Below are 26,215 nucleotides of genomic sequence, written 5' to 3'. Positions count from 1 at the left end.
TATGACGGCTCAGGTTATCAGTGACAGCGCGGTGCTGGTTCACTTTACGCTGAAACTGGAAGACGGTTCGACCGCCGAATCCACCCGCAGCAGCGGCAAGCCGGCGCTGTTCCGCCTGGGTGACGGCAGCCTGTCGGCACCGCTGGAAGCGCAGCTGCTTGGCCTGCGCGCGGGCGACAAATGCGCCTTTACCCTGCAGCCGGAAGCGGCGTTCGGCGCGGAGAACCCGGATCTGGTCCAGTTCTTCTCGCGCCGCGACTTCGCGGAAACCGGCGTGCCGGACGTGGGCACCATCATGCTGTTTACCGCCATCGACGGCAGTGAAATGCCGGGCGTGGTGCGCGCGGTGGCGGAAGATTCGATCACCGTCGATTTCAACCATCCGCTGGCGGGCCATCCGGTGACCTTCGATATCGAAGTGCTGGAGATCGATCCGCAGCAGGAGGAGATGCATGCAAATATTGCTGGCTAACCCGCGCGGCTTCTGCGCCGGGGTTGATCGTGCGATCAGCATCGTGGAACGCGCGCTGGAACTGTATGGCGCACCGATCTACGTGCGGCATGAAGTGGTGCACAACCGCTACGTGGTCGACAGCCTGCGTGAGCGCGGCGCGGTGTTTATCGAAGAGATCGCGGAAGTGCCGGACGGCTCTATCCTGATCTTCTCGGCGCACGGCGTTTCTCAGGCGGTGCGTGCCGAAGCCAAGGCGCGCGATCTGACCATGCTGTTCGACGCCACTTGCCCGCTGGTGACCAAGGTGCATATGGAAGTGGCGCGCGCCAGCCGCCGCGGCACCGAAGCGATTCTGATCGGCCACGCCGGGCACCCGGAGGTGGAAGGCACCATGGGCCAGTACAGCAACCCGCAGGGCGGCATGTACCTGGTCGAGTCGCCGGAAGACGTGTGGAAGCTGCAGGTGAAAGATGAAAGCAACCTGTGCTTCATGACGCAGACCACGCTGTCGGTAGATGATACCTCGGACGTGATCGACGCCCTGCGCCAGCGTTTCCCGAGCATTATCGGCCCGCGCAAGGATGACATTTGCTACGCCACCACCAACCGTCAGGAAGCGGTGCGTAACCTGGCCGGCGATGCGGACGTGGTGCTGGTGGTGGGGTCAAAAAACTCCTCCAACTCCAACCGACTGGCGGAACTGGCGCAGCGCGTCGGCAAACCGGCTTATCTTATCGATTCGGCGGCGGATATTCAGGAGAGCTGGCTGAGCGGGGCGCGCCATATCGGCGTTACCGCCGGTGCCTCAGCGCCGGACGTGCTGGTGCAGGAGGTGATCTCTCGCCTGAAAGCGCTGGGCGGTATGGACGTGCATGAAATCAGCGGGCGTGAAGAGAACATCGTGTTCGAAGTGCCGAAAGAGCTGCGCGTGGACGTTCGTCAGATAGACTGACAGGCGCCGGCGGATGACAACGGGGAGCTCAGGCTTCCCGTTTTTTTTGGGCATTCGCATGGCATTGAAAATAAAACTCTGCGCATATTCAAATTTTCTGCTAACTAAAGTCAAATTTATTCTGGGCATTTGAAATAGCGTCGGTGTCATTAATTATATAAGCTGACGAAAAGTCATTAATCAAGGTATCATTAGCCTGCAATCTAAATAAGGCCTGGCGTTGGCAAGGTGATTACAATAATTACAATAATAGGTGTTGCAGATGTTTCTTATTTTATTCCTGCCGAATATGTTCTAAGGCGTTTAATCCTTTCTCCTTTAAATAAAGCTTCATATGTTCCAGCAATCGTCGGACTTTTAATGGCTGAATCTCCCGACGCGGCATAATGGCATAGCAATTTATTTCTGGTAATCGCCAGTCGGGCAATATTTCAATCAGCTCGCCGCTGAGCAACTCACGCTCAACGTTGGCGAAGAAATTGCGAATGATACCCTTGCCGGTCAGCGCCAACTCCTTCATCGCCATACCGCTGTTGGTGAACAAGCGCCCGGTCATGCGCATGCGGTGTTCACTGCCGTCGCGATGGATCAGACGAACAAACTGCGGGTTGCCGAGCGGTGTAAAGGTCACCCAGTGGTGATGCGTCAGCGCCTGCGGCGAATCCGGCACGCCGTGGTGCGCCAGGTAGGCCGGCGAGGCGCACAGCACTTCGCGGCAGCGCGCCAGCCGCGTGGAAACGTAGCTGGAGTCGGCCAGCACGCCACCGCGTATCGCCAGATCGATGCGTTGCGCGATCAGGTCTATCTTTTCATCGTGGATTTCCAGCCGCAGCGTGAGCCGCGGGTGCTCGTCGAGGAAGCTCTGCAGCGCCGGCACCAGATAGTGGGTGGCGAATTCGGTCGAGGTGGCGACGCGCAGTTCACCCACCAGTTCGCCACGCAGCGCGGCGATCCGTTGTTGGCCGCGTTCGGCGGCGTGGATCATCAGCAGGCAATCTTCATAAAAGCACAATCCGGCTTCGGTCAGACTCAATGAACGTGTCGACCGCAACAGTAATTGAATGCCCAGATGTTCCTCCAACTGGCGAATATGTTGGCTCACGGCCGAGGTCGTCATGCCCAATTCTTTTGCCGCCATGCTGAATGCGCCGCAATCGACCACTTTTGAGAAAATGGCCATGCGTTTTAAAATATTGCTCATAGTTTGTTAAGCACAACTTAACCAAGATTGTGAATTATACGGGCTAATAATATAGCACCATCTCTTCTATATTGCCTGGAGCATATAAACGCCGGGCTAATTATTATCACGCAGAGGTTTTTTCTCTTTTTGATAAATCTTATTGCGCTTTTCAATAATACACCCGCGCCGCATCGCAACAGGAGCACATTGTGGACAGCGTTCAGAAAGATGAAATAGCGTTAAAAATCCTACGTGAATTATTGCAATACCGCCGCCGTTTCCCCGGTGGCGACACCTCAATTGCCGAAGAAGAACAGCGGGTCACTCAGGTGCAATTGCCGCGCATTCGGGCATTCATTGAAAACGAGCAGCGCATCGAATTCGTACTGCCGGCCTTTCCGACCAAGTCGCCCAACACCAACAAGGTGATCGGCGCGGTGCCGGACATGGCGGAGCGGCTGTCGCTGATCTTTCTCAATTCGCTGTGCCAGCGTATTCAACTCTATTATCCGCCGGGTGCGCATATCGTTATCTGCTCCGACGGCCACGTGTTCGGCGATCTGATCCGCGTCAGCGACGAAGCGATCAACCACTATCAGCGCGAGATTGAAGGCCTGCTGCATGAAGTGGGCGCGACGCACCTGAGCGTGTTCAACCTCGGCGACGTCAAAGGCCTGGCGGAGCATACCGACGATTACGATCTGCTGCGCCGGCTGTTGGTGGAGGGCTACGCCGAATCGGAAGAGGCGATCAAGCAACAGCTGATGCAGGACGAACAGGGCCTCTCGCTGTACCGCGCCATCACGCGCTTCCTGTATGAAGACAGTCAGCTGCCGGGCTACAGCGGTTCCAACGCCGCGCTGCAGAAGGACGCCAAGCAGCGCGCCTGCGGCGTGATCCAACGCAGCTGGGCCTGGGGCAACCTGCTGGCGCAACATTTCCCGGCAGCGATCCGCCTGTCGATTCACCCGCAGCCGGTCGACAGCTTGAAAATGGGCATCCACATGATGCCGACCAAAGACGACTGGCTGACGCCGTGGCACGGCGTGGCGGCCAACGTGAACGGCCAGTTCGTGCTGATGAAGCGTAAAGATGCGCAGAGCCTGGACGGCGAACTGGTGGAGATCCGCGGCACGCCGAGCCATTACCTGATCGAGCAGCCACAGATGGCCTGAGGTCGTCGCAGGCTTTTGCGCCCGAAATCCTGGCGGGCGCGTTTTTAACGGCACGTTGCCGTGTGAGCAGCACATTCGATGCAAGGAGAATCACCGATGAACAACCAACCGCTTAATTGCCATATCCAACCGAATACCCCGTTCGGCGCGATCCTGACGCCGCAGCATCCGGGGCAAAAGATCGGCGATCTGCCGGTGGCGGCGCTGCGAACGCTGGCGCAGGAACACCACTTGCTGGTGCTGCGCGGATTCGACTCCGGTTTCAACGAGGCGGAAGTCCTGACTCGCTATGCCGAACAGTGGGGCGAAATCATGATGTGGCCGTTCGGTGCGGTGCTGGACGTGAAGGAACATCCGGACGCCAAGGATCATATCTTCGACAGCAGCTACGTCCCGCTGCATTGGGATGGCATGTATAAGCCGACCATCCCCGAGTTCCAGCTGTTCCACTGCGTGGCGGCACCCTCTCAGGACGAAGGCGGATGCACCACCTTCGTCGACACCACGCGGCTGTTGGCCAATGCGGACGAAGCGCTGCTGGATCAGTGGCTGTCGGTCTCGATCACCTACCGCATCAAGCAGGTGGTGCATTACGGCGGTGAAGTCTGTTCGCCGCTGGTGGTGCAGCACCCGAACGGCAGGGGGTTAATCATGCGCTACAATGAACCGCCGACGGAGGGGAAAAAATTCCTCAACCAGCATGCGCTGGAATATCACGGTGTGCCGGAACAGCAGCAGGAACAGTTCCATCACACTTTGCAGCAGCACCTGTACGATCCGCGTCACTATTATGCCCATCAGTGGCAGCAGGGCGACGTGGTGGTGGCGGACAACTTCTCGCTGTTGCACGGCCGTGAGGGTTTTACCGCCCGTTCCGCGCGTCATTTGCAGCGCGTGCATATTCAGAGCAACCCGGTGTGCGCCAATCTGGCGCTGAAGCCGGCCAACGCAGAAGCGTAAAGGAGCATTATGGCAAGGATACTGATGGCGGCGGTCGCCACTCCGGGGCACGTCTACCCGATGTTAGCCATCGCTCGCCACCTGATTGCCCAGGGGCATCAGGTGCGGGTGATGACCGGCGCGCTGTTTCGCGAACGCGCCGAGGCGGCGGGCGCGAACTTCGTGCCGTTCGACGCGCAGGTGGATTTCGACTATCGCCACCTGGAAGAGCACTTCCCGGCGCGCGCCGCGCTGCCGCCGGGTAATGCGCAGATGGCGCTGGCGCTGAAGGATTTCTTCGCCGCACCGATCCCGCTGCTGGATCGGCAGCTGCGTGCGGCCATCGCCGCCGAAAAGACCGATCTGCTGATGGTGGAGAACTGCTTCTACGGCGTGCTGCCGCTGCTGCAGTCCGCCGAGCGGCCGCCGGTCTTCGGTATCGGCGTTACGCCGCTGTCGTATTCTTCGCGCGATGCTATTTTTTATGGCCCGCGTATCCCGCCGGCGCTGCTGCCGAAGGCGTTGACCCGTGAGCAGCTGGTAGATGAAGAAACGCGCGTGCTGCTCGATGAAGTACAGCAGAGCTTCGATACCGCGCTGGTGCAGGCGGGCGGGCGGGCGCTGGATCGCCCGTTCACCGATGCGCTGATCGGCGGCTGCGAGCGTTTCCTGCAGCTGGCTACCACGGCGCTGGAATATGAGCGTGACGACCTGCCGAGCGGCGTGCGCTTCGTCGGCCCGCTGCGCAGCGGCTGCCTGCCGGCGGCGGAAGAGACGCTGTGGGAGGCGGACGACCGCCGGCCGCTGGTGATCGTGTCTCAGGGCACGTTGGCCAATGTCGATTTGCATCAGCTGATCGTGCCGACGCTGCAAGCGCTGGCGCATTTGCCGGTGCGAGTGCTGGCCACGACCGGCGGACGGGCGACGGAAGCGCTGATGGAGGCACTGCCGGGCAATGCCAGAGTGCGGGAGTTTATCTCCTTCGGACGCTGGCTGCCGGAGACGGCGCTGCTGATCACCAACGGCGGTTACGGCTCGATCAACTATGCGCTGGACTGCGGCGTGCCGCTGATCGTCGCCGGCACCGGCGAGGACAAGCTGGAGGCGGCCGCGCGCGTGGTGGCCGCCGGCTGCGGCATCAGCCTGCACACCAGTACGCCGACCGCCGAACAGATCCTGGCGGCGACGATGCGCATTCTGCAACAGCCGATCTATCGGCAACGCGCGGCGCTGGTGCGTGAGGATTATGCCCGCCACGACGCGCTAACGGCGATCGCCAACGAAGTGGCCGCCATTACTGCCTGACCTCGCCGTTCTTCCTTCCTCAGGCGCCGTTTTCGGCGCCTTTTTTCTGCATTTTTTTGCCATGGAAACTGCATGATTATGTACAATCGTCGCAGGCCGCCAAATCGGTTGAATGTTAATCTCACGACAGCATCGCTGATGAGAACGGAGGAATATCATAATTTTCTAATTATGAAATGAATCCTCTGGCGACGCTGAAGCGGGGCGGTTACCCTGAATCGATAGCCTAATGGGATAGGCGTCAAATCAAGAAGAGAGCAAGCATGAGTGATTCACAAATCCGCATTGCGATTGCGGGCGCCGGCGGCCGGATGGGCCGTCAATTGATCCAGGCGGTGCAGCAGGCGGAAGGCGTGGTGTTGGGGGCGGCACTGTCGCGCCCGGGCTCCAGCCTGGTCGGCGTCGACGCCGGCGAACTGGCGGGCATCGGCGCGCTGGGCGTCAAGGTGAGCGACAGTCTGGAGAAGGTGGCGAACGAGTTCGATATTTTGATCGACTTCACCCGCCCGGAAAGCACCCGGGGTTACCTGGATTTTTGCGTGGCGCACCACAAGGCGATGGTGATTGGCACTACCGGCTTCGATGACGCCGGCAAACAGGCGATCCGCGATGCGGCGCAGCATATCGGCATCGTGTTCGCCGCCAACTTCAGCGTCGGCGTCAACCTGGTGTTGAAACTGCTGGAGAAGGCCGCGCAGGTGATGGGCAACTATACCGATATCGAAATCGTTGAGGCGCACCACCGCCACAAAGTGGATGCGCCGTCGGGCACGGCGCTGGCCATGGGCGAAGCGATCGCAGGTGCGCTGGGGCGCGACCTGAAAAGCTGCGCGGTCTATGCGCGCGAAGGCCATACCGGCGAACGCGATCCGAAAAGCATCGGCTTTGCCACTATTCGCGCCGGCGACATCGTCGGCGAGCACACCGCGATGTTCGCCGACATCGGTGAACGGGTGGAAATCACCCATAAGGCCTCCAGCCGGATGACTTTTGCCAGCGGCGCGGTGCGCGCAGCCGCCTGGTTGCATAACCGGGATAAAGGTCTGTTTGATATGCGTGACGTGTTGAATTTGGACCAGTTGTAATTGATTTGCATACCATCGTGATGTGGTTGTGTTTGTCATAATGCTATGATAATCGGACAATAATTTTATTGTCCTTTTTTTTAACATGAAAAATGAAGCGTTGGTGTGATTTTATTTTATTGATTGTTATTTGTTGATGTTTACCTTGCTAATCATCCCGTTTTTATCCACCAGATCCCATTTTAGCGTCCTTTGGAGCCCATTCTGGCGCCATTTTTCGTCATTCAGCCTCGCAACCGTTTTCCAGCCCCGGTTTTCTGTGTTTTTATCGCCGCTCAAGCCGCATGAGCGGTGAGAACTGCAAAAATAAAACAAAAAATGGCAGTTTGGGTAGACAAGCCGGGCACTCATCATTAAAATGCGCCCAATTTGCCAAAAATTGGCCTCGCGGACGGTTTTTGCATTGATTTAGATCGCGATATCTGAATTAATATGCAAATATTGTGATTGATTATTCCTCGGAGGGTGTTTTGATAAAGTCAGCGCTATTGGTTCTGGAAGACGGAACCCAATTCCACGGTCGGGCCATCGGGGCAGAGGGAACGGCAGTGGGGGAAGTGGTCTTCAATACGTCGATGACCGGTTATCAAGAAATCCTCACTGATCCTTCCTATTCCCGCCAGATCGTTACTCTTACTTATCCTCATATCGGCAATGTCGGCACCAATGCTTCCGACGAAGAATCCTCCGCAGTACACGCCCAAGGCCTCGTCATTCGTGACCTCCCGCTGATCGCCAGCAACTACCGCAACGAAGAAAGCCTGTCCGACTACCTCAAGCGTCACAACATCGTGGCAATCGCCGATATCGATACCCGTAAATTAACCCGCCTGCTGCGCGAGAAGGGCGCCCAGAACGGCTGCATCATCGCCGCCGACTCGCCGGACGCCGCGCTGGCCCTGGCCAAGGCGCAAGGTTTCCCGGGGTTGAAGGGCATGGATCTGGCGAAAGAGGTCACCACCCAAGAGGCCTACAGCTGGCAGCAAGGCAGCTGGACGCTTGAAGGCGACCTGCCTGAAGCCAAAACCGCCGCGGAACTGCCGTTCCACGTGGTGGCTTACGACTACGGCGCCAAGCGCAACATCCTGCGCATGCTGGTGGATCGCGGCTGCCGTCTGACCGTGGTGCCGGCGCAGACCCCGGCCGACGAGGTGCTGAAAATGAATCCGGACGGCATCTTCCTGTCCAACGGCCCGGGCGACCCGGAGCCGTGCGACTACGCCATCGCTGCCATCAAACAGTTCCTGGAAACCGACATTCCGGTGTTCGGCATCTGCCTGGGCCACCAGCTGCTGGCGCTGGCCAGCGGGGCGAAAACCATGAAGATGAAGCTCGGCCACCACGGCGGCAACCACCCGGTGAAGGATCTGGACAACAACACCGTGATGATCACCGCGCAGAACCATGGCTTCGCCGTCGATGAAAACAACCTGCCGGCGAACCTGCGCGTCACGCACAAATCGCTGTTCGACCATACGGTGCAGGGCATTCACCGCACCGACAAAGCGGCGTTCAGCTTCCAGGGTCACCCGGAAGCCAGCCCAGGCCCGCACGATGCCGCGCCGTTGTTCGATCACTTTATCGAACTGATTGAGACTTACCGTTCTAACGCCAAATAATCAGGAGCAGTAAAAAATGCCAAAACGTACAGACATAAAAAGCATCCTGATCCTCGGCGCTGGCCCGATCGTTATCGGCCAGGCGTGTGAGTTCGACTACTCGGGTGCCCAGGCGTGTAAAGCGCTGCGCGAAGAGGGTTACCGCGTCATTCTGGTCAACTCCAACCCGGCGACCATCATGACCGACCCGGAAATGGCCGATGCGACCTATATCGAGCCGATCCACTGGGAAGTGGTGCGCAAGATCATCGAAAAAGAGCGCCCGGATGCGGTGCTGCCGACCATGGGCGGCCAGACGGCGCTGAACTGCGCGCTGGAGCTGGAGCGTCAGGGCGTGCTGGCCGAGTTCGGCGTTACCATGATCGGCGCGACCGCCGATGCGATCGACAAGGCCGAAGACCGTCGCCGTTTCGACGTGGCGATGAAGAAAATCGGTCTGGACACCGCGCGTTCCGGCATTGCGCACACCATGGAAGAAGCGCTGGCGGTAGCCGCTGACGTCGGTTTCCCGTGCATCATCCGCCCTTCCTTTACCATGGGCGGCACCGGCGGCGGCATAGCCTACAACCGCGAAGAGTTCGAAGAGATCTGTGAACGCGGTCTGGATCTGTCGCCGACCAACGAGCTGCTGATCGATGAATCGTTGATCGGTTGGAAAGAGTACGAGATGGAGGTGGTGCGCGATAAGAACGACAACTGCATCATCGTCTGCTCCATCGAAAACTTCGACGCCATGGGCATCCACACCGGCGATTCGATCACCGTCGCACCGGCCCAGACCCTGACCGACAAGGAATACCAAATCATGCGCAACGCCTCGATGGCGGTGCTGCGTGAGATCGGCGTCGAAACCGGCGGCTCCAACGTGCAGTTCTCGGTCAACCCGAAAACCGGCCGCCTGATCGTTATCGAAATGAACCCGCGCGTGTCGCGCTCTTCGGCGCTGGCGTCGAAAGCCACCGGCTTCCCTATCGCCAAGATCGCCGCCAAGCTGGCGGTGGGCTACACCCTCGATGAGCTGATGAACGACATCACCGGCGGCCGCACCCCGGCATCGTTCGAACCGTCCATCGACTACGTCGTGACCAAGATCCCGCGCTTCAACTTCGAGAAGTTCGCCGGCGCCAACGACCGCCTGACCACCCAGATGAAGTCGGTCGGCGAAGTGATGGCCATCGGCCGCACCCAGCAGGAGTCGCTGCAAAAAGCGCTGCGCGGTCTGGAAGTGGGTGCCACCGGCTTCGACCCGAAAGTAAGCCTGGACGATCCGGAAGCGCTGACCAAGATCCGCCGCGAGCTGAAAGACGCCGGCTCTGACCGCATCTGGTACATCGCCGACGCCTTCCGCGCCGGTCTGTCGGTTGACGGCGTCTTCAACCTGACCAACGTCGACCGCTGGTTCCTGGTGCAGATTGAAGAGCTGGTGCGCCTGGAAGAACAGGTGGCCGAAGCGGGCATCAACGGCCTGAACAAAGCGTTCCTGCGCACCCTGAAACGCAAGGGCTTCGCCGATGCGCGTCTGGCCAAGCTGGCCGGCGTCGCCGAGAGCGAAATTCGCAAGCTGCGCCACAGCCACGGCCTGCATCCGGTGTACAAGCGTGTGGATACCTGCGCGGCGGAATTCGCCACCGACACCGCCTACATGTACTCCACCTATGAAGAAGAGTGCGAGTCCAACCCGACCAACGACCGGCCGAAAGTGATGGTGCTGGGCGGCGGGCCGAACCGTATCGGCCAGGGCATCGAGTTCGACTACTGCTGCGTGCACGCCTCGCTGGCGCTGCGCGAAGACGGCTACGAGACCATCATGGTCAACTGCAACCCGGAAACCGTCTCTACCGACTACGACACCTCCGACCGCCTGTACTTCGAGCCGGTGACGCTGGAAGACGTGCTGGAAATCGTGCGCATCGAGAAGCCGAAGGGCGTGATCGTGCAGTACGGCGGCCAGACCCCGCTGAAGCTGGCGCGCGAGCTGGAAGCCGCGGGCGTGCCGATCATCGGCACCAGCCCGGACGCCATCGACCGTGCCGAAGACCGGGAGCGCTTCCAGCAGGCGGTTAACCGTCTGGGCCTGAAGCAGCCGGCCAACGCCACCGTCACCGCCATCGAGCAGGCAGTGGAGAAGGCGGCGGGCATCGGCTATCCGCTGGTGGTGCGCCCTTCCTACGTGCTGGGCGGCCGGGCGATGGAGATCGTCTATGACGAAACCGACCTGCGCCGTTACTTCCAGACCGCGGTCAGCGTGTCCAACGATGCGCCGGTATTGCTGGACCGCTTCCTGGACGACGCGGTGGAAGTGGACGTCGACGCCATCTGCGACGGCGAACGCGTGCTGATTGGCGGCATCATGGAGCATATCGAGCAGGCGGGCGTGCACTCCGGCGACTCCGCGTGTTCGCTGCCGGCGTACACCCTGAGCCAGGAAATTCAGGACGTGATGCGTCGCCAGGTGGAAAAACTGGCGTTCGAGCTGCAGGTACGCGGCCTGATGAATGTGCAGTTCGCGGTGAAAGACAACGAAGTCTACCTGATTGAAGTGAACCCGCGCGCCGCGCGTACCGTGCCGTTCGTGTCCAAAGCGACCGGCGTGCCGCTGGCTAAAGTGGCCGCGCGCGTGATGGCGGGCAAAACGCTGGTTGAGCAGGGCGTGACCGAAGAAATTATCCCGCCGTACTACTCGGTGAAAGAAGTGGTGCTGCCGTTCAACAAATTCCCGGGCGTCGACCCGATTCTGGGGCCGGAAATGCGCTCTACCGGGGAAGTGATGGGCGTGGGCCGCACCTTCGCGGAAGCCTTCTCCAAAGCGATGCTGGGCAGTAACTCGGGCATGAAAAAGCAGGGCCGCGCGCTGCTGTCGGTGCGTGAAGGCGACAAGGCTCGCGTGGTCGATTTGGCCGCCAGCCTGCTGAAGCAGGGCTTCGAGCTGGACGCCACCCACGGTACCGCGGTGGTGCTGGGCGAAGCGGGCATCAACCCGCGCCTGGTCAACAAGGTGCACGAAGGGCGTCCGCACATTCAGGACCGTATCAAGAACGGCGAGTACACCTACATCGTCAACACCACGGCCGGCCGTCAGGCGATTGAAGACTCCAAGCTGATTCGCCGCAGCGCCCTGCAGTACAAGGTGCACTACGACACCACGCTGAACGGCGGCTTCGCCACCGCGATGGCGCTGAAAGCGGATCCGACCGAGCAGGTCACGTCGGTGCAGGAAATGCACGCGCGCATCGGCAAATAACCGCGCGATAACGCTACGCCAGGGGTGCTGCAGATGCAGCGCCTTTTTTATTCAGCGAATTTGTCGGCTGGCGTTAAAAATTTCCGCTATCAATCAGTGGGCAAACTGTCATCCTGTGTGATTGGTATATGCTTGGTGTATTGGCAAGGAACGAAGGAACGACGATAACAATGATTCTGATAATTTATGCTCACCCGTATCCCCGGCATTCGCATGCCAATCAGCGCCTGCTGCAGGCGGTGAGGGATCTCCCTGAGGTAGAGGTGCGCTCGCTGTATGAGCTGTACCCCGATTTCAATATCGACATCAACGCGGAGCAGCGGGCGCTGGAGCGCGCCGACCTGGTGGTGCTGCAGCATCCGATGCAGTGGTACAGCTTCCCGCCGCTGTTGAAGCTGTGGATCGACAAAGTGCTGGAGCACGGCTGGGCCTACGGCCACGACGGCAACGCGCTGGTGGGTAAAGACTGCCTGTGGGCGGTGACCAGCGGCGGCGACGAGCACCACTTCGAGCTGGGCGACTTTCCCAACTTCGCCGCGCTGGCGCAGCCGCTGCAGGCCACGGCGATTTACTGCGGCATGAACTGGCAGCCTTATTTCGCCCTGCATAACACTTTTACCTGCAACGAACCGGCGCTGCTCGCCGCCGGCGAAGCCTACCGGCAGCGGTTGGTCGACTACCTGATGGAACATGCCGAAGCGGAAACACGGGAGGCCAGCCATGGATAACCACCACATGATGATCGAGGGGCTGATCTACCTCGGCTCCGCCGCGCTGTTTGTGCCGATCGCGGTGCGGCTGGGGCTGGGCTCGGTGCTCGGCTACCTGATTGCCGGCTGCATCATTGGCCCTTGGGGGCTGAAGCTGGTGTCGGACGCCGAGTCGATCCTGACCTTCGCCGAGATCGGCGTGGTGCTGATGCTGTTTATCATCGGCCTGGAGCTGGATCCCAAGCGGCTGTGGACGCTGCGCGCCTCGGTGTTCGGCGGCGGCAGCATTCAGATGGTGGGCTGCGGCCTGGCGCTGAGCGCCTTCTGTTACTTCCTCGGCCTCAACTGGAAGGTGGCGCTGTTGATCGGCCTGACGCTGGCGCTCTCATCCACCGCCATCGCCATGCAGGCGATGAGCGAGCGCAACCTGACGCCGTCGCCGATCGGCCGCAGCGCATTTGCGGTGCTGCTGTTCCAGGATATCGCGGCGATCCCGCTGGTGGCGATGATCCCGCTGCTGGCCAGCAGCGGCGCCACCACCACGCTGGGCGCTTTCGTGCTGTCGGCGGCCAAGGTGGTGGGCGCGTTAACGATAGTGGTGCTGCTCGGCCGCTACGTCACCCGCCCGCTGCTGCACTTCGTCGCCCGTTCGGGCATGCGCGAGGTGTTCAGCGCCGTGGCGCTGTTCCTGGTGTTCGGTTTCGGCATCCTGCTGGAGATGGCCGGGCTGTCGATGGCGATGGGGGCGTTCCTCGCCGGGGTGCTGCTGGCGAGCTCGGAATACCGCCACGCGCTGGAGAGCGATATTCAGCCGTTCAAGGGGCTGCTGCTGGGGCTGTTCTTTATCGGCGTCGGCATGTCGATCGATTTCGGCACGCTGTTCCATCACCCGCTGCTGATCGCCTCGCTGCTGCTGGGCTTTATGCTGATCAAGGCGGCGCTGCTGTGGCTGATTGGGCCGCTGCTCGGCGTGCCGAAGCGCCAGCGCGGCCTGTTCGCCATTCTGCTGGGGCAGGGCAGTGAATTCGCCTTCGTGATCTTCAGCGCCGCGCAGCTGGCCGGCGTCCTGCCGGTCGAATGGGCCAAGTCGCTGACGCTGGCGGTGGCGCTGTCGATGGCGGCCACGCCGCTGCTGCTGGTGATTGCCGCGCAGCTGGAGAAAAATGCGCCGAAAGAGGAGCGCCCGGCTGACGTTATCGACGACGAGAATGCCAGCGTGATCATCGCCGGCTTCGGCCGTTTCGGTCAGATCGCCGGCCGCTTGCTGTTGGCCAACGGCGTACACACCGTGGTACTGGATCACGATCCGGACCATATCGAGACGCTGCGCAAATTCGACACCAAGGTGTTCTACGGCGACGCCACGCGCGCGGATTTGCTGGAGGCCGCCGGCGCCGCCCACGCCAAGGTGCTGATTAACGCCATCGACGACGTGGAAGACAGCCTGGCGTTAACCGAGCTGGCCAGGCAGCACTTCCCGCATCTGAAGGTGGTGGCGCGAGCGCGCGACGTCGATCACTGGTATCAGCTACGGCAGCTGGGGGTGGAAAAACCGGAGCGCGAAACCTTTGAAAGCTCGCTGCGTATCGGCCGTGAAACGCTTGAGCTGCTGGGGCTGGACGCCTATGAGGCGCGCGAGAAGGCGGATACGTTCCGCCGCTATAACCTGAAGATGCTGGAAGACACGCTGGAGAATTATCAGGACACCGAGTTCCGCATCGCCAGCCTGCAGCGGGCCAAGGAGATGCTCAGCGCGGCCATCGAGCAGGATCAGAATCGGCTGGCGCGGGTGCAGCAGACCGGCTGGCGCGGCAGTATCGACGGCAAGGCGCCGGAGGATGAAGTGGTGGAAGCCAAAGGATAAGAGTAGGGGCGCCAGATCGGCGCCCCTTTTTTTGCTTAGCTCAGTGCGACCTTGATGCCCAAGGCGATCAACATACCGCCCAGCAGCTTGTCGACGATCTTCTGGGTCTTTTCCAACCCGCGGCGCACCGGCCCGCTCTGGATCAGGAACACCAGCAGTGGCCACCAGATGACCGACAGGCCGAGAATAATCCCCGCGTACCACAGCTTGTCGCCCAGACCGGAATCGATCTGCAGCACCTGGGTGAATACCGCCAGGAAGAACAGGGTGGCCTTCGGGTTCAGCAGGTTGCACAGGTAGCCTTGCGCAAAGGCGCTCTTCAGACTGACCTGCTGCTGCGGCAGATTGCTGATGTTCATCTTGCCGCCGCCGCGCGACAGCAGCGCCTGGATGCCGATCCACACCAGATAGACCGCCCCGGCGTATTTCAGCAGGTTAAACAGCCACGGCGTGGTGGTGATCACCACCGCCAGCCCGGCGACGCAGTAGGACATGTGAGTGGCGACGCCGCAGATCACGCCGAAGGCGGTCATCATGGCGGCCAGCCGCGGATAACGGGCGGCGTTTTTGATCACCAGGAAAAAATCCGGGCCGGGGGAGAGCATGCCGAGGGCGGCAATGCCGGCGACGAACAGCGAAGTTTCAAGCATGGGGACGTCTCGCGCAAAAGACAGAGTTCTGGCGATAATAACGCCGCTTCCTCTGATGCGCATCAACCCAATGAGGTATTGTTAGGCTCTATGATAATTATTCATCTACCGCCAGCGATGGAGCACCATGCAGCAGACTACCGCCACAGAGAGGCCGGAGCCGCACCGGCAACAGCGTGAAATTACCCGCCTGTGCATTCAATGCGCGCTGCTGCTGTTGCAGCACGGCGCCGAGAGCACGGTGGTGGAACAGCTGTCGACCCGCCTGGGGCTGGCGCTGGGGATGGACAGCGTGGAAAGCTCGATCTCCGCCAATGCGGTGGTGTTGACCACCCTCAGCCACGGCGCCTGTCTGACCACCACCCGCAAGAACGTCGATCGCGGCATCAATATGCAGGTGGTGACCGAAGTGCAGCATATCGTGATCCTCGCCGAGCACCACCTGGCGGATGCGCACGACGTGGCGCGCCGTTTTGACAGGATCCGGCCGTTGCGCTACCCGCGCTGGCTGGTGGTGCTGATGGTGGGGTTGTCCTGCGGGTGCTTCAGCATGCTCAACGGTGGCGGCGCTGACGCCTTCCTGGTGACCTTTATCGCCAGCGGCACGGCGATGCTGGTGCGCCAAATTCTCACCGCCCGCCATATGAATCCGCTGATCAATTTTTGCCTGACGGCGTTTGTTGCTACGTCGATCTCCGGGCTGCTGCTGCGCCTGCCGGCGTTTAAGGACACCTCGAGCGTGGCGATGGCCGCCAGCGTGCTGTTGCTGGTGCCGGGCTTCCCGCTGATCAACGCGGTGGCCGATATGTTCAAGGGGCACGTCAACACCGGGCTGGCGCGCTGGGCGATGGCCAGCCTGCTGACGCTGGCGACCTGCATCGGGGTGGTGATGGCGATGTCGCTGTGGGATCTGCGGGGGTGGTCATGAGTCTGCTGTGGGCCTTGTTGCAGGAGATGTTGTTGGCGGCGGTGCCGGCGCTGGGCTTCGCCATGGTGTTCAACGTGCCGCTGCGCGCGCTGCGTTATTGCGCGTTGCTTGGGGCCATCGGGCGCGGTTCGCGCATGCTGATGATGCACGGCGGCATGAACATCGAGTGGGCTTCGTTGCTGGCGGCGATCCTGATCGGTATCATCGGTATCTACTGGTCGCGCTGGCTGCTGGCGCACCCGAAGGTGTTCACCGTGGCGGCGGTGATCCCGATGTTCCCCGGCATTTCCGCCTATACCGCGATGATAACTGTGGTAGAAATCTCGCATTTGGGCTACAGCGAAGCCTTGATGGAGACCATGATCACCAACTTCCTCAAGGCCAGTTTCATTGTCGGTGCGTTGTCGATCGGCCTGTCGCTGCCGGGCCTGTGGCTGTACCGCAAACGCCCCGGCGTGTGAAATTTCCCGGCGGGAGATCGTTGGTTATTAGATATGCTGATAAGAGCTATCTTATATATTCATCTTGCTTGATTAGCCTATCGACGGCACTCAGGCCTTTACGTATAGTGTCACCAATTTTGCTGCCTACACAGGGTTAAACAATGATTATCAGCCTGATCGCTGCCTTGGCGGCGGATCGCGTTATTGGCATGGAAAACGCCATGCCGTGGCACCTGCCGGCGGACCTTGCGTGGTTTAAACGCAACACGTTGAATAAGCCGGTTATTATGGGCCGCAAGACCTTCGAGTCCATCGGCCGCCCGCTGCCGGGCCGCCACAATATCGTTTTGAGCAGCCGTCCGGGCAGCGAAGCCGGGGTGACCTGGGTGACCTCGATGGATGAAGCGCTGGCCGCCGCCGGCGACGTGGAAGAAGTAATGGTGGTCGGCGGTGGGCGCATCTATACCCAGCTGCTGCCGCGCGCCGATCGCCTGTACCTGACGCACATCGACGCCGAGGTCGGCGGCGATACCCACTTCCCGGATTACGAGCCGGACGAGTGGGAAACCACGTTCAGCGAGTTCCACGACGCCGACGATCTGAACTCGCACAGCTACTGCTTCGAGATCTTGCAGCGCCGCTGATTTCAGCGCGTTAGCCAACTCCCCCCGGGGGCGCAAGCAATTGCGCCCCCGGCCTTTTTGCGCCCGTCGTCCGTAACCTTTCCGTCACATTACCTGATTAGTATGAAGCCCAACCCCGAGCGCCCCGGCAACTCTGGTGAATCTTGACCGCGGCGCCATAACTAAAAAGGTAACCACGCTATGACCAAGCAAATTGAGCAATTAGACGCCGACCGCCTGATCGATCCCACTCGCCGCAAACTGCTGCTCGGCAGCGCCGGCGCCGTAGGCCTGGCCGGCTTTCTCGGCGGCGGCATCTGGTCGGTCTCCGCCGAGGCGTTGGCCGAGGATCTGCCGCCTAACAAACTGCTGGGCTTTCAGGGCATCGCCGCCTCTACCGCCGACGAGGTGACCATCGCACCGGGCTACCGTGCGGAGGTGCTGATCTCCTGGGGAGAACCGCTGGTGGATGGCGCACCGGCCTTCGATCCGCAGGGCAACAACAGCGCCGCCGATCAGGAAAAACAGTTCGGCGACAATAACGACGGCATGAGCTTCTTCCCGATCGACGATCGCCACGGCGTGATGGCCATCAATAACGAATACGTCAATGAGCAATACCTGTTCGCCCACGGCGGCACTAAGGCCACCAGCCTGGAAGAGGTGCGTAAATCGCAGGCGGCGCACGGTGTTTCCATCGTGGCGGTAAAGCGCGTCGGCAACGGCCAGCGTTGGGAAGTGGAGCGCCCGTCGCGCTATAACCGTCGCATCACCGCCAACACCGACATGCAGTTCAGCGGCCCGGCCGCCGGGCATCCGCTGCTGCAGACCGCCGCCGATCCGAGCGGGCGCAAGGTGCTGGGCACCTTCGGCAACTGCGCCAACGGCAAGACGCCGTGGGGCACTTACCTGACCTGCGAAGAAAACTTCGATACCTACTTCGGCACCCGTCAGGCCGATTACCCAACCACGCCGGAACAGAAGCGCTACACGCTGAAGGTCAGCGAGCCGGAGCGTAACTGGCCGGACTATGACGAGCGCTTTGACGTGGCGAAGAACCCCAACGAATTCAACCGCCACGGCTGGATCGTGGAGATCGATCCGCTGAATCCGACCTCGACGCCCATCAAGCACACCGCGCTGGGCCGCTTCAAGCATGAAAATGCGGCGGTGACCGTGGCCAAAGATGGCCGTCTGGTGGTGTACATGGGGGACGACGAGCGCGGCGAGCATATCTATAAGTACGTTTCCAAAGGTGTGGTCGACGCCGCCAATCCGGCCAACAATCGCACGCTGCTGGACGAGGGAACGCTGTACGTGGCGCAGTTCGACGGCGACGAAGCCGGCACGCCGCTGAAGGGCAAAGGGCGCTGGATTGCGCTCGAGTTCGGCAAGAACGGCCTGACGCCGGAGAACGGCTTCCGCGATGAGGCCGAAGTGCTGATCTTCGCCCGCAAGGCGGCACAGCAGGTCGGGGCCACCAAAATGGATCGTCCGGAGTGGATCGCGGTGAACCCGCATGACGGCCGCGCGTACTGCACGCTGACCAACAACAGCAAGCGCGGTGAGGAAGGGATGCCGCTGAACGCTGCCAACCCGCGGCCGAACAATATCTATGGCCAGATCATTCGCTGGGATGAAGGCGGTGACGCCACCGCCGGCACCTTTGCCTGGGACATGTATGCGCTGTGTGGTAACCCGATTGCCCACCCGGAAGGCGTCAACCGCGGCACGCCGAACATCACGGCGGACAACACGTTCAACAGCCCGGACGGGCTGGGCTTCGATCGCGCCGGCCGCCTGTGGATCCTCACCGACGGCAAGTACAGCAACAAGGGGGATTACGTCGGGCAGGGCAACAACCAGATGCTGGTGGGCGATCCGGTCAGCGGCGAAATTCGCCGTTTCATGGTGGGGCCGAAGTCCTGCGAACTGACCGGCATCACCTTCACTCCGGACTACAAGACGATGTTCGTCAACGTGCAGCATCCGGGAGAAGAGGGCGACTCGCACTTCCCGAACAACAGCCCGCGCCCGCGTTCATCGGTGTTGATGATCACGCGTGAAGATGGCGGGGTGATTGGGGCGTAAAGCGGTAAAGAGAACCAAGGCGGCCCTGGGCCGCCTTTATGTTTTCAGGACGCGGCCAGTCTGCCGGCGTGGTCAGGCGCCTCGCCACGGTTGGCGGGCTGCGTGAAGTAACGGCGGTCTTCCCAGCGTAGCATCGTCAGATCGCCGCCCCAGCAACAGCCGGTGTCCAGCCCGATCACGCCTTCCGGCGTGCCCTTGCCTTCCAGCGAGGCCCAGTGACCGAAGACGATGGTGTATTCCGGATCCACCAGGCGCGGCAGCTCGAACCACGGCTTCAGCGGTGCCGGTGCGGTGCCCGGCGCATCTTTGCAGATCATGTCGAGCTGGCCGTTGGGGAAGCAGTAGCGCATGCGCGTGAGCGCATTGGTGCTGAAACGCAGGCGCGCCAGGCCGCTCAGTTCCGGTGTCCAGTTGTTCGGCATGTCGCCGTACATGGCGTCGAGAAACAGCGGGTAGCTGTCGCTGCTCAATACCGCTTCCACTTCGCGCGCGCACATTTTCGCGGTGTCGATATCCCACTGCGGGGTGATGCCGGCGTGCGCCATCACCAGCTTTTGCTCATCGTCCACCTGCAGCACCGGTTGGCGGCGCAGCCAGTTGATCAGCTCGTCGGCGTCCGGCGCTTCCAGCAGCGGGGTGATGCGATCTTTGGGCTTGTTGCGGCTGATGCCGGCGTAGACCGCCAGCAGGTGCAGATCGTGGTTGCCCAGCACCATGCGCACCGCCGGGCCGAGCGAGCGCACGAAGCGCAGCACGTCCAGCGAGGCGGGGCCGCGCGCCACCAGATCGCCGGTCAGCCACAGCCGATCGTGCTCGGGATCGAAAGCAGCCTGAGCCAGCAGCGACTTCAGTTCATCGTAACAGCCGTGAACGTCGCCGATAAGGTATGTCGACATAATTAATGGATCAGCGTTGGAATGGCTAAGCGAAACACGGGAATAGCGGTGCGGAACGGTTGACCCTGATGGTCCACCATTTCGTAATGGCCTTCCATGGTGCCCAGCGGCGTTTCCAGAATCGCGCCGCTGGTATACTGAAACTCTCCGCCGGGCGGAATGACAGGCTGTTCGCCGATCACGCCTTCGCCCTGAACTTCGGTTTGGCGGCCGTTGCTGTTGGTGATCAGCCAGTAACGGCCCAGCAGTTGCACGTCGTTCCGCCCCAGATTACGGATAGTGATGGTATAAGCGAAGACATAACGCTCTTCTTCAGGGATCGACTGTGATTCCACATAGATGCTCTGAACCTGAATACACACGCGGGGCGAATCAATCATGACAACAACTCCTTATTGCTGCGGCGTCGTATTGGCTGACAGCCAGTTCGCCAGCTTGCAGTACTGCGCCACAGAAATATTTTCTGCTCTGAGCGAAGGATCGACGCCCAGCTCCGTCAGCTGTTCCGGCGTGAACAGGTCGCCCAGGCTATTGCGGATGGTTTTCCGCCGCTGGTTGAACGCTTGCGTGGTGATGCGGCTCAGCATGCGCACGTCGCCCACCGGGTTCGGCAGCACGCTGTGCGGCACCAGGCGCACCACGGCGGAATCGACCTTCGGCGGCGGCGCGAACGCGGTCGGCGGCACTTCCAGCACCGGAATGACGTTGCAGTAGTACTGCGCCATCACGGTCAAACGCCCGTAGGCCTTGCTGTTCGGGCCGGCCACCAGACGGTTGACCACCTCTTTTTGCAACATAAAGTGCATGTCGCGGATTGCCTGAGTATAGCTGAAAAGGTGGAACATCAGCGGCGTCGAAATATTGTACGGCAGGTTACCAAATACGCGCAGCGGTTGGCCAGCTTCCTCGGCCAGTTCGGCGAAATTCACCGTCATGGCGTCCTGCTGGTGGATGGTCAGCTTGTCTTTCAGCCGCGGATGGTTCTCCAGCCGGGTGGCCAGATCTCGGTCCAGTTCGATCACCGTCATGCGATCCATGCGTGCGCCGACCGGCTCGGTCAGGGCGCCGAGGCCGGGGCCGATCTCGACCACCGCTTCGCCCGGCTGCGGGTGAATGGCGGAGACAATGCTATCGATGACAAACTGATCGGTTAAAAAGTTTTGTCCAAAGCGTTTGCGGGCAAAGTGCCCTTGGTGGACTCTGTTATTCATTACAATTAATTATCATTTTAATGGCGAGATTCAGGGCCGTTTGGAAACTGCCGACATCGGCGGTGCCGGTGCCGGCCAGTTCCAGAGCGGTACCGTGGTCGACCGAGGTGCGTATGAAAGGCAAACCGAGGGTGATATTCACCGCGCGGCCGAACCCTTGGTATTTTAGCACCGGCAGCCCCTGATCGTGATACATCGCCAGCACCGCATCGGCATCTTGCAGATATTTGGGCTGGAACAGGGTGTCCGCCGGCAGCGGGCCGACAAGATGGATGCCCTCAGCGCGCAGCGCGTCGAGCGCCGGGATGATGGTGTCTATCTCTTCGTGCCCCATATGGCCGCCTTCCCCGGCATGGGGGTTCAGACCGCAAACGTAAATGTGCGGCCGGGCGATGCCAAATTTGGTTTTCAGATCGTGGTCGAGGATGCGGATGACTTCGAACAGGCTCTGTTGCGTGATGGCGCCCGGCACCGCCAGCAGCGGCAGGTGGGTGGTCGCCAGCGCCACGCGCAGCTCTTCGGTCGCGAGCATCATCACCACGCGATCGCAGCGGCTGCGATCGGCAAAGAATTCGGTATGGCCGATAAACGGCACGCCGGCGTCGTTGATCACGCCCTTGTTCACCGGGCCGGTGATCAGCGCAGCGAATTCGCCGTTCAGACAGCCGTCGCAGGCGCGCGCCAGGGTTTCCACCACGTAGGCGCTGTTGCCGACGTTCAGCTCCCCGGCGGTGACCGGGTGAGCGAGCGGGACCGGCAGCACGGTCAGCGTGCCGGCGCGTTGCGCCTCGGCCGGTTGCTGCGGCTGGTAGTCGCGCAGCGTCAGCGGCAGACCCAAACGCTTGGCGCGCTCAAGCAGCAGGGCCGGATCGGCGCACACCACCAGCTCAACAGGCCAATCCTGTTGCGCCAGCGCTGCCACCAAATCCGGCCCTACCCCGGCGGGTTCGCCGGGGGTAATGACGACGCGTTTATTGCTGTGCATCGCTGCCATCGAGGATCTTCACGTAAGCCTGGGCGCGCTGCTCCTGCATCCAGGTCTGTGCTTCTTCGGCGAACTTACGGTTGAACAGCATGCGGTAAGCGCGATCTTTTTGCGCGGCGTCGGTCTTATCCACCTGGCGGGTATCCAGCAGCTGGATCAGGTGCCAGCCGAAGGAAGAGTGGACCGGGGCGCTGATTTCACCCTTGCTCAGCTTCAGCAACGCATCGCGGAAGGCCGGATCGTAGATGTCCGGAGAAGCCCAGCCCAGATCGCCGCCCTGCATGGCGGAACCCGGATCCTGCGACAGCTGTTTGGCTTCGTCGGCAAACTTGGCGCGGCCGCTCTTGATCGCTTCCGCAACGGATTGCAGCTTGGCGCGCGCCTGATCGTCGGTCAGCACCACCGAAGGTTTCAGCAGGATGTGACGGGCGTGCACTTCGGTAACCGACACCGACTGGCTCGCACCGCGGATGTCGTTCACTTTCAGGATGTGGAAGCCGACGCCGGAGCGGATTGGGCCGACGACGTCGCCTTTTTTGGCGCTCACCAGACGTTCCGCGAACAGGGTCGGGATCTCTTGCAGCTTGCCCCAGCCCATGTTGCCGCCTTTCAGCGCCTGAGAGTCGGCGGAGTAGGTGATCGCCAGCTTGCCGAAGTCGGCGCCGCTGTTGATCTCACCCACCAGGCGTTTGGCCAGCTCTTCGGCTTTGTCGACCTGCTGCTGAGACGGGTTCTCCGGCAGCGGGATCAGAATGTGGCTGATGTTCATTTCGGTGTCGCTGCCGTTCTGCGCGCCCACCTGTTTGGCCAGCGAGTCCACTTCCTGCGGCAGGATGGTGACGCGGCGGCGCACTTCGTTGTTACGCACTTCGGAGATCAGCATCTCTTTGCGGATCTGCGAACGGTAGGTGTTGTAGTTCAACCCTTCATACGACAGGCGGCTGCGCAGCTGATCGACGCTCATCTTGTTTTGCGCGGCGATATTGGCGATCGCTTTATCCAGATCGGCGTCGGACACGGTGATGCCCATTTTCTTGGCCATCTGCAGCTGGATGTTATCCATGATCAGGCGTTCGATGATCTGATGGCGCAGCGTCTTGTCGTCCGGCAGCTGTTGGCCGGCCTGCTGGGCGTTGAGCTTCACCGATTGCAACAGTCCGTTGACGTCGCTTTCGAGTACCACGCCGTTATCCACGACGGCGGCGACTTTATCCACTTCTTGGGGTGCTGCGAACGCGGCATTGGCGCAAACCACCAATCCGAGAATAAGCGTTCTCCAGTTCTTCATACATTTCCCATTATGTAATCCGCAAATGCGGGTGAAAGTTCTCGTTTTCAAAGTGTTGCAAAGCGTCAGAATGCGCGCTGATACGGCAGAATGCCGGAGCGCAGCATTTCTGCGGAGCCGAGACTATGATCGCTGCTCAGGCCGCGCAGTTCGACGTTGAACGAAACTCTGTTGTCGTAAACGCTGGTATTGTTGCTGGCGTTCCATTCGGTAACCTTGCGCTCATAGCCCAGGGTCACTGCCCAGCAGCAGGTGTTGTACTTCAGCCCCACCAGCTGATCGGCGGATTGTTTGGCGCGGGTGTCGTAGTAGTACGCCCCGACCACCGCCCAACGATCGGCGATCGGCCAGCTGCCGGTGATGCCCACCTGCGAAATGCCGTCCTGATAGGCCGGAACCGTTTTGGTGTTCAACGCCGTCTGGATATATTCCGGCGTGGCGTAACGGTAGTTCAGCTGCACCACGCGCTCGGCGTCCTGGCGGTATTCCACCACGCCGTTGCCCAGCGAGACGGTGTTCAGGCGGGTGTCGTACTGCAGGCCGCCGCGCAGGCCCCAACGATCGTCGATTTTCCAATAGGTATCGCCGGCCCAGGCCACGCTGCCGGTATCGTCGTTGTTGTCGTACCCGGTTACCTGGTCGCCGGTGCGCGAACGGCTGAAGTAGTAGATTTGACCCACGGAAGCGTTAAAACGTTCAACCAGCGCGTCATCATAAATGCGGGTGGTCAAACCGGTGGAGACGCGGTTCTGCGAAGCGATGCGATCCAGGCCGCTGTAGGTGCGGTCGCGGAACAGGCCGGAGTAATCGGTCTGCAGCAGCGTAGTGTCGTAGGTGTAGATGTTGCTCTGGTCACGGTACGGCACGTACAGGTACTGCACGCGCGGCTCCAGCGTCTGGGTGGCCCCTTCGGCCCAGATCATCGGGCGTTCGAATACCAGCTTGCCGTCGACCTTGAACTGCGGCAATACGCGGTTGACCGAGTTGTCGAGGTTCGGCGCCGTAACCGGATTGTTCTGCGTACTCTTACGACTTTCATAGTTGGCGGCGAAACCGTCAGGAATATCCTGCTGGTAGTGGGTCGCCATCAGCTTGGCTTCGGTGTTCAGGCTGGCCCAGCCGTTGGTCAGCGGCAGGTTGAGCGTCGGTTCCATATGCAGACGGGTGGCGTCCGGGCTGTACGGGTTGACGCTGGTGAACTTGGCCGCCTGGCCGTAAATATGGAAATCGAACGGGCCGAGGTCGTTTTTGTAGTAGTTCAGATCCAGCTGCGGCTGCACCTTATAGGTGTCAGACCGGGTACGGTCGGTGGTGTCGAAGATCTGGAACTGCTTGGAGCTCAGCGTGGCGTTCCAGTTCTCGTTGGCGTAGCCGAGGCTGAATTTTTGCGTGGCGTAGCCGTCGGTGGTGGAACCGTACTTGGAGTCCAGATCGGTGAAGTATTTGTAATCGCTGACCTTGGTGTAGTCGACGTTGAAGCGCCACACCTGATCCATGACGCCGTTGTGGTTCCAGTAGAACAGCCAGCGTTTGCTGTCGTCATTATCTTTGCCGTATTCCTTGTCGTCCGGCAGCCAGTCGAACTCCATCAGGCCGAGACCCGGCTGCACCAGATAACGGAACTCGGTCTGCCATTGCAGGCCGCGCTTGGACATATAGTGCGGGGTGATGGTGGCGTCGTAGTTCGGCGCGATGTTCCAGTAGTACGGCAACATGAACTCGAAGCCGTTGTTGCTGCCGTACTTGGCGTTCGGGATCAGGAAGCCGGAACGGCGTTTGTCACCGACCGGCAGCTGCAGGTACGGGCTGTAGAACACCGGCACGCCGCCGATGCGGAAGCGGGCGTTCCACACTTCCGCCACCTGCTCTTCGCGATCGTGGATCACTTCGGAACCGACCACGCTCCAGCTGTCGTCGCCCGGCAGACAGGAGGTAAAGGTGCCGTTTTCCAGAATGGTGTAACGGTTGGCGCCGCGCATCTTCATCTTGTCGGCGTCGCCGCGCCCCTGACGGCCGACCATCTGGTAGTCGCCTTCATAGACGTCGGTATCTTTGGTGTTCAGGTTCGACCAGGCCTTCGGGCCTTTCAGTTTGATCTGATTGTCGCTGTAGTGCACGTCGCCGGTGGCGGTGACGGTGCGCACCGGCTCCGTCTGGCCGGGTTTTTGCGTCTGGTTCAGCTCAACTTCTTTGGCGGTCAGGGTGCTGTTGCCCTGCTCGATATGCACATTGCCGCTGAACAGGGCGCTTTTCGGGTAGTCGGCGCGCGAGTCATCGGCATTGATGGTCACCGGTTGGCTGTTCGGATCGCCGCTGACCAAAGGCTTGTCGTAAACGGGAACGCCAAGCATGCATTGCTCGGCCAGATCAGCCAGCGCATGCTGACTGTAGAGTGCCGTCCAAATCATCGTGGCCAGCAGTGTTGGGAAACTTTTTTTCATACGCGGTTTTGGTGTTCCGTCATCAGAGGCGTCGTGTCCGGCAAACGGTCAGAGACTATATTACTCATCTGCGTTGCGCTAGTGCTAAATCCAGCCGTTTACTTGCGTCGTCGTTAGGCGCAAAGATAAATG

Annotated in this window: 22 protein-coding genes; 14 read left to right on the top strand and 8 right to left on the bottom strand. The window is 60.7% G+C overall.

Annotated features, from left to right (window positions below; all coding sequences use genetic code 11):
* Window position 1 precedes the first annotated feature (1 nt).
* Window positions 2–472: an FKBP-type peptidyl-prolyl cis-trans isomerase gene (gene fkpB, locus GF111_RS09545; RefSeq protein WP_033637057.1), complete on the top strand. Its 471-nt coding sequence runs from the start codon at window positions 2–4 to the stop codon at window positions 470–472.
* Window positions 453–1,406, top strand: coding sequence for a 4-hydroxy-3-methylbut-2-enyl diphosphate reductase (ispH, locus tag GF111_RS09540; RefSeq protein WP_038873368.1), 954 nt, complete (start codon window positions 453–455; stop codon window positions 1,404–1,406). Before fkpB ends, ispH begins: the two co-directional genes overlap by 20 nt.
* A 274-nt stretch (window positions 1,407–1,680) precedes the next feature.
* Here ispH and GF111_RS09535 read toward each other — a convergent pair whose 3' ends face one another.
* Entirely contained in the window at window positions 1,681–2,586 is a 906-nt protein-coding gene (locus GF111_RS09535) for a LysR family transcriptional regulator (protein WP_224217849.1), read from the bottom strand.
* A gap of 212 nt (window positions 2,587–2,798) precedes the next feature.
* Between GF111_RS09535 and pvcA the strand changes: the two genes are divergently transcribed.
* From pvcA to kefC, 8 genes are all read left to right on the top strand, one after another.
* Complete coding sequence (gene pvcA, locus GF111_RS09530; RefSeq protein WP_047729009.1) at window positions 2,799–3,764, top strand: L-tyrosine isonitrile synthase; 966 nt, start codon at window positions 2,799–2,801, stop codon at window positions 3,762–3,764.
* A gap of 96 nt (window positions 3,765–3,860) precedes the next feature.
* Window positions 3,861–4,724, top strand: a complete 864-nt coding sequence (locus GF111_RS09525) for a TauD/TfdA family dioxygenase (protein WP_047729007.1) — start codon at window positions 3,861–3,863, stop codon at window positions 4,722–4,724.
* A gap of 24 nt (window positions 4,725–4,748) precedes the next feature.
* Window positions 4,749–6,008 carry a glycosyltransferase gene (locus GF111_RS09520; RefSeq protein ID WP_038873378.1) on the top strand — a complete coding sequence of 420 codons (1,260 nt, stop codon included), beginning with the start codon at window positions 4,749–4,751 and terminating at the stop codon, window positions 6,006–6,008.
* Between the two features lie 263 nt (window positions 6,009–6,271).
* Complete coding sequence (gene dapB, locus GF111_RS09515) at window positions 6,272–7,093, top strand: 4-hydroxy-tetrahydrodipicolinate reductase (RefSeq protein WP_038873380.1); 822 nt, start codon at window positions 6,272–6,274, stop codon at window positions 7,091–7,093.
* A gap of 470 nt (window positions 7,094–7,563) precedes the next feature.
* Window positions 7,564–8,712: a glutamine-hydrolyzing carbamoyl-phosphate synthase small subunit gene (carA, locus tag GF111_RS09510; RefSeq protein ID WP_048232622.1), complete on the top strand. Its 1,149-nt coding sequence runs from the start codon at window positions 7,564–7,566 to the stop codon at window positions 8,710–8,712.
* 16 nt (window positions 8,713–8,728) lie between these two features.
* Window positions 8,729–11,953 (top strand): carbamoyl-phosphate synthase large subunit, encoded by a 3,225-nt coding sequence (gene carB / locus GF111_RS09505; RefSeq protein ID WP_038873387.1) that lies wholly within the window; start codon window positions 8,729–8,731, stop codon window positions 11,951–11,953.
* Window positions 11,954–12,123: 170 nt separating this feature from the next.
* Complete coding sequence (gene kefF / locus GF111_RS09500; protein WP_038873389.1) at window positions 12,124–12,681, top strand: glutathione-regulated potassium-efflux system oxidoreductase KefF; 558 nt, start codon at window positions 12,124–12,126, stop codon at window positions 12,679–12,681.
* Window positions 12,674–14,527 (top strand): glutathione-regulated potassium-efflux system protein KefC, encoded by a 1,854-nt coding sequence (kefC, locus tag GF111_RS09495; protein ID WP_038873391.1) that lies wholly within the window; start codon window positions 12,674–12,676, stop codon window positions 14,525–14,527. The genes kefF and kefC overlap by 8 nt, the downstream gene beginning before the upstream one ends.
* A 35-nt stretch (window positions 14,528–14,562) precedes the next feature.
* Here the strand turns inward: kefC and GF111_RS09490 are convergent, their stop codons facing one another.
* Complete coding sequence (locus GF111_RS09490) at window positions 14,563–15,177, bottom strand: LysE family translocator (RefSeq protein ID WP_038873393.1); 615 nt, start codon at window positions 15,175–15,177, stop codon at window positions 14,563–14,565.
* 127 nt (window positions 15,178–15,304) lie between these two features.
* Here GF111_RS09490 and GF111_RS09485 point away from each other — a divergent pair, with 127 nt between their 5' ends.
* From GF111_RS09485 to GF111_RS09470, 4 genes are all read left to right on the top strand, one after another.
* The gene (locus GF111_RS09485) at window positions 15,305–16,105 is read left to right on the top strand and encodes a threonine/serine exporter ThrE family protein (protein ID WP_038873396.1); all 801 of its coding nucleotides are present in this window, start codon (window positions 15,305–15,307) and stop codon (window positions 16,103–16,105) included.
* Entirely contained in the window at window positions 16,102–16,566 is a 465-nt protein-coding gene (locus tag GF111_RS09480) for a threonine/serine exporter (RefSeq protein WP_033637072.1), read from the top strand. The genes GF111_RS09485 and GF111_RS09480 overlap by 4 nt, the downstream gene beginning before the upstream one ends.
* A gap of 143 nt (window positions 16,567–16,709) precedes the next feature.
* A complete protein-coding gene (gene folA, locus GF111_RS09475) occupies window positions 16,710–17,192 on the top strand; it encodes a type 3 dihydrofolate reductase (protein WP_147190325.1) in 483 nt (160 codons plus the stop codon).
* Between the two features lie 180 nt (window positions 17,193–17,372).
* Entirely contained in the window at window positions 17,373–19,262 is a 1,890-nt protein-coding gene (locus GF111_RS09470) for a PhoX family phosphatase (RefSeq protein ID WP_094460549.1), read from the top strand.
* A 44-nt stretch (window positions 19,263–19,306) separates the two neighbouring features.
* Here GF111_RS09470 and apaH read toward each other — a convergent pair whose 3' ends face one another.
* From apaH to lptD, 6 genes are all read right to left on the bottom strand, one after another.
* The gene (gene apaH, locus GF111_RS09465) at window positions 19,307–20,158 is read right to left on the bottom strand and encodes a bis(5'-nucleosyl)-tetraphosphatase (symmetrical) ApaH (protein WP_038873407.1); all 852 of its coding nucleotides are present in this window, start codon (window positions 20,156–20,158) and stop codon (window positions 19,307–19,309) included.
* Between the two features lie 2 nt (window positions 20,159–20,160).
* The gene (gene apaG / locus GF111_RS09460; RefSeq protein WP_038873410.1) at window positions 20,161–20,538 is read right to left on the bottom strand and encodes a Co2+/Mg2+ efflux protein ApaG; all 378 of its coding nucleotides are present in this window, start codon (window positions 20,536–20,538) and stop codon (window positions 20,161–20,163) included.
* A 12-nt stretch (window positions 20,539–20,550) separates the two neighbouring features.
* Window positions 20,551–21,369 (bottom strand): 16S rRNA (adenine(1518)-N(6)/adenine(1519)-N(6))-dimethyltransferase RsmA, encoded by an 819-nt coding sequence (gene rsmA, locus GF111_RS09455; protein ID WP_038873412.1) that lies wholly within the window; start codon window positions 21,367–21,369, stop codon window positions 20,551–20,553.
* Window positions 21,362–22,354 carry a 4-hydroxythreonine-4-phosphate dehydrogenase PdxA gene (pdxA, locus tag GF111_RS09450; protein WP_033649277.1) on the bottom strand — a complete coding sequence of 331 codons (993 nt, stop codon included), beginning with the start codon at window positions 22,352–22,354 and terminating at the stop codon, window positions 21,362–21,364. Before pdxA ends, rsmA begins: the two co-directional genes overlap by 8 nt.
* Window positions 22,341–23,642, bottom strand: a complete 1,302-nt coding sequence (surA, locus tag GF111_RS09445; protein WP_048232625.1) for a peptidylprolyl isomerase SurA — start codon at window positions 23,640–23,642, stop codon at window positions 22,341–22,343. Before surA ends, pdxA begins: the two co-directional genes overlap by 14 nt.
* Before the next feature lie 65 nt (window positions 23,643–23,707).
* On the bottom strand, window positions 23,708–26,083 hold the full coding sequence (gene lptD, locus GF111_RS09440; RefSeq protein WP_147190327.1) for an LPS assembly protein LptD: 2,376 nt from the start codon (window positions 26,081–26,083) through the stop codon (window positions 23,708–23,710).
* Window positions 26,084–26,215: the final 132 nt, after the last annotated feature.

It is taken from the genome of Serratia sp. HRI (genome assembly GCF_010119335.3).
In the GTDB taxonomy this organism is placed as follows: Bacteria; Pseudomonadota; Gammaproteobacteria; order Enterobacterales; family Enterobacteriaceae; genus Serratia; species Serratia nevei.
This window is presented reverse-complemented; position numbering and strand designations above follow the sequence as displayed.

Coding starts and splice junctions, on each gene's coding strand:
- pdxA (WP_033649277.1), bottom strand. CDS start 22,354: ATGCACAGCAATAAACGCGTCGTCATTACCCCCGGCGAACCCGCCGGG.
- GF111_RS09520 (WP_038873378.1), top strand. CDS start 4,749: ATGGCGGCGGTCGCCACTCCGGGGCACGTCTACCCGATGTTAGCCATC.
- kefC (WP_038873391.1), top strand. CDS start 12,674: ATGGATAACCACCACATGATGATCGAGGGGCTGATCTACCTCGGCTCC.
- rsmA (WP_038873412.1), bottom strand. CDS start 21,369: ATGAATAACAGAGTCCACCAAGGGCACTTTGCCCGCAAACGCTTTGGA.
- GF111_RS09490 (WP_038873393.1), bottom strand. CDS start 15,177: ATGCTTGAAACTTCGCTGTTCGTCGCCGGCATTGCCGCCCTCGGCATG.
- dapB (WP_038873380.1), top strand. CDS start 6,272: ATGAGTGATTCACAAATCCGCATTGCGATTGCGGGCGCCGGCGGCCGG.
- folA (WP_147190325.1), top strand. CDS start 16,710: ATGATTATCAGCCTGATCGCTGCCTTGGCGGCGGATCGCGTTATTGGC.
- GF111_RS09470 (WP_094460549.1), top strand. CDS start 17,373: ATGACCAAGCAAATTGAGCAATTAGACGCCGACCGCCTGATCGATCCC.
- GF111_RS09525 (WP_047729007.1), top strand. CDS start 3,861: ATGAACAACCAACCGCTTAATTGCCATATCCAACCGAATACCCCGTTC.
- apaH (WP_038873407.1), bottom strand. CDS start 20,158: ATGTCGACATACCTTATCGGCGACGTTCACGGCTGTTACGATGAACTG.
- apaG (WP_038873410.1), bottom strand. CDS start 20,538: ATGATTGATTCGCCCCGCGTGTGTATTCAGGTTCAGAGCATCTATGTG.
- lptD (WP_147190327.1), bottom strand. CDS start 26,083: ATGAAAAAAAGTTTCCCAACACTGCTGGCCACGATGATTTGGACGGCA.
- GF111_RS09480 (WP_033637072.1), top strand. CDS start 16,102: ATGAGTCTGCTGTGGGCCTTGTTGCAGGAGATGTTGTTGGCGGCGGTG.
- fkpB (WP_033637057.1), top strand. CDS start 2: ATGACGGCTCAGGTTATCAGTGACAGCGCGGTGCTGGTTCACTTTACG.
- kefF (WP_038873389.1), top strand. CDS start 12,124: ATGATTCTGATAATTTATGCTCACCCGTATCCCCGGCATTCGCATGCC.
- carB (WP_038873387.1), top strand. CDS start 8,729: ATGCCAAAACGTACAGACATAAAAAGCATCCTGATCCTCGGCGCTGGC.
- GF111_RS09485 (WP_038873396.1), top strand. CDS start 15,305: ATGCAGCAGACTACCGCCACAGAGAGGCCGGAGCCGCACCGGCAACAG.
- GF111_RS09535 (WP_224217849.1), bottom strand. CDS start 2,586: ATGGCCATTTTCTCAAAAGTGGTCGATTGCGGCGCATTCAGCATGGCG.
- ispH (WP_038873368.1), top strand. CDS start 453: ATGCAAATATTGCTGGCTAACCCGCGCGGCTTCTGCGCCGGGGTTGAT.
- surA (WP_048232625.1), bottom strand. CDS start 23,642: ATGAAGAACTGGAGAACGCTTATTCTCGGATTGGTGGTTTGCGCCAAT.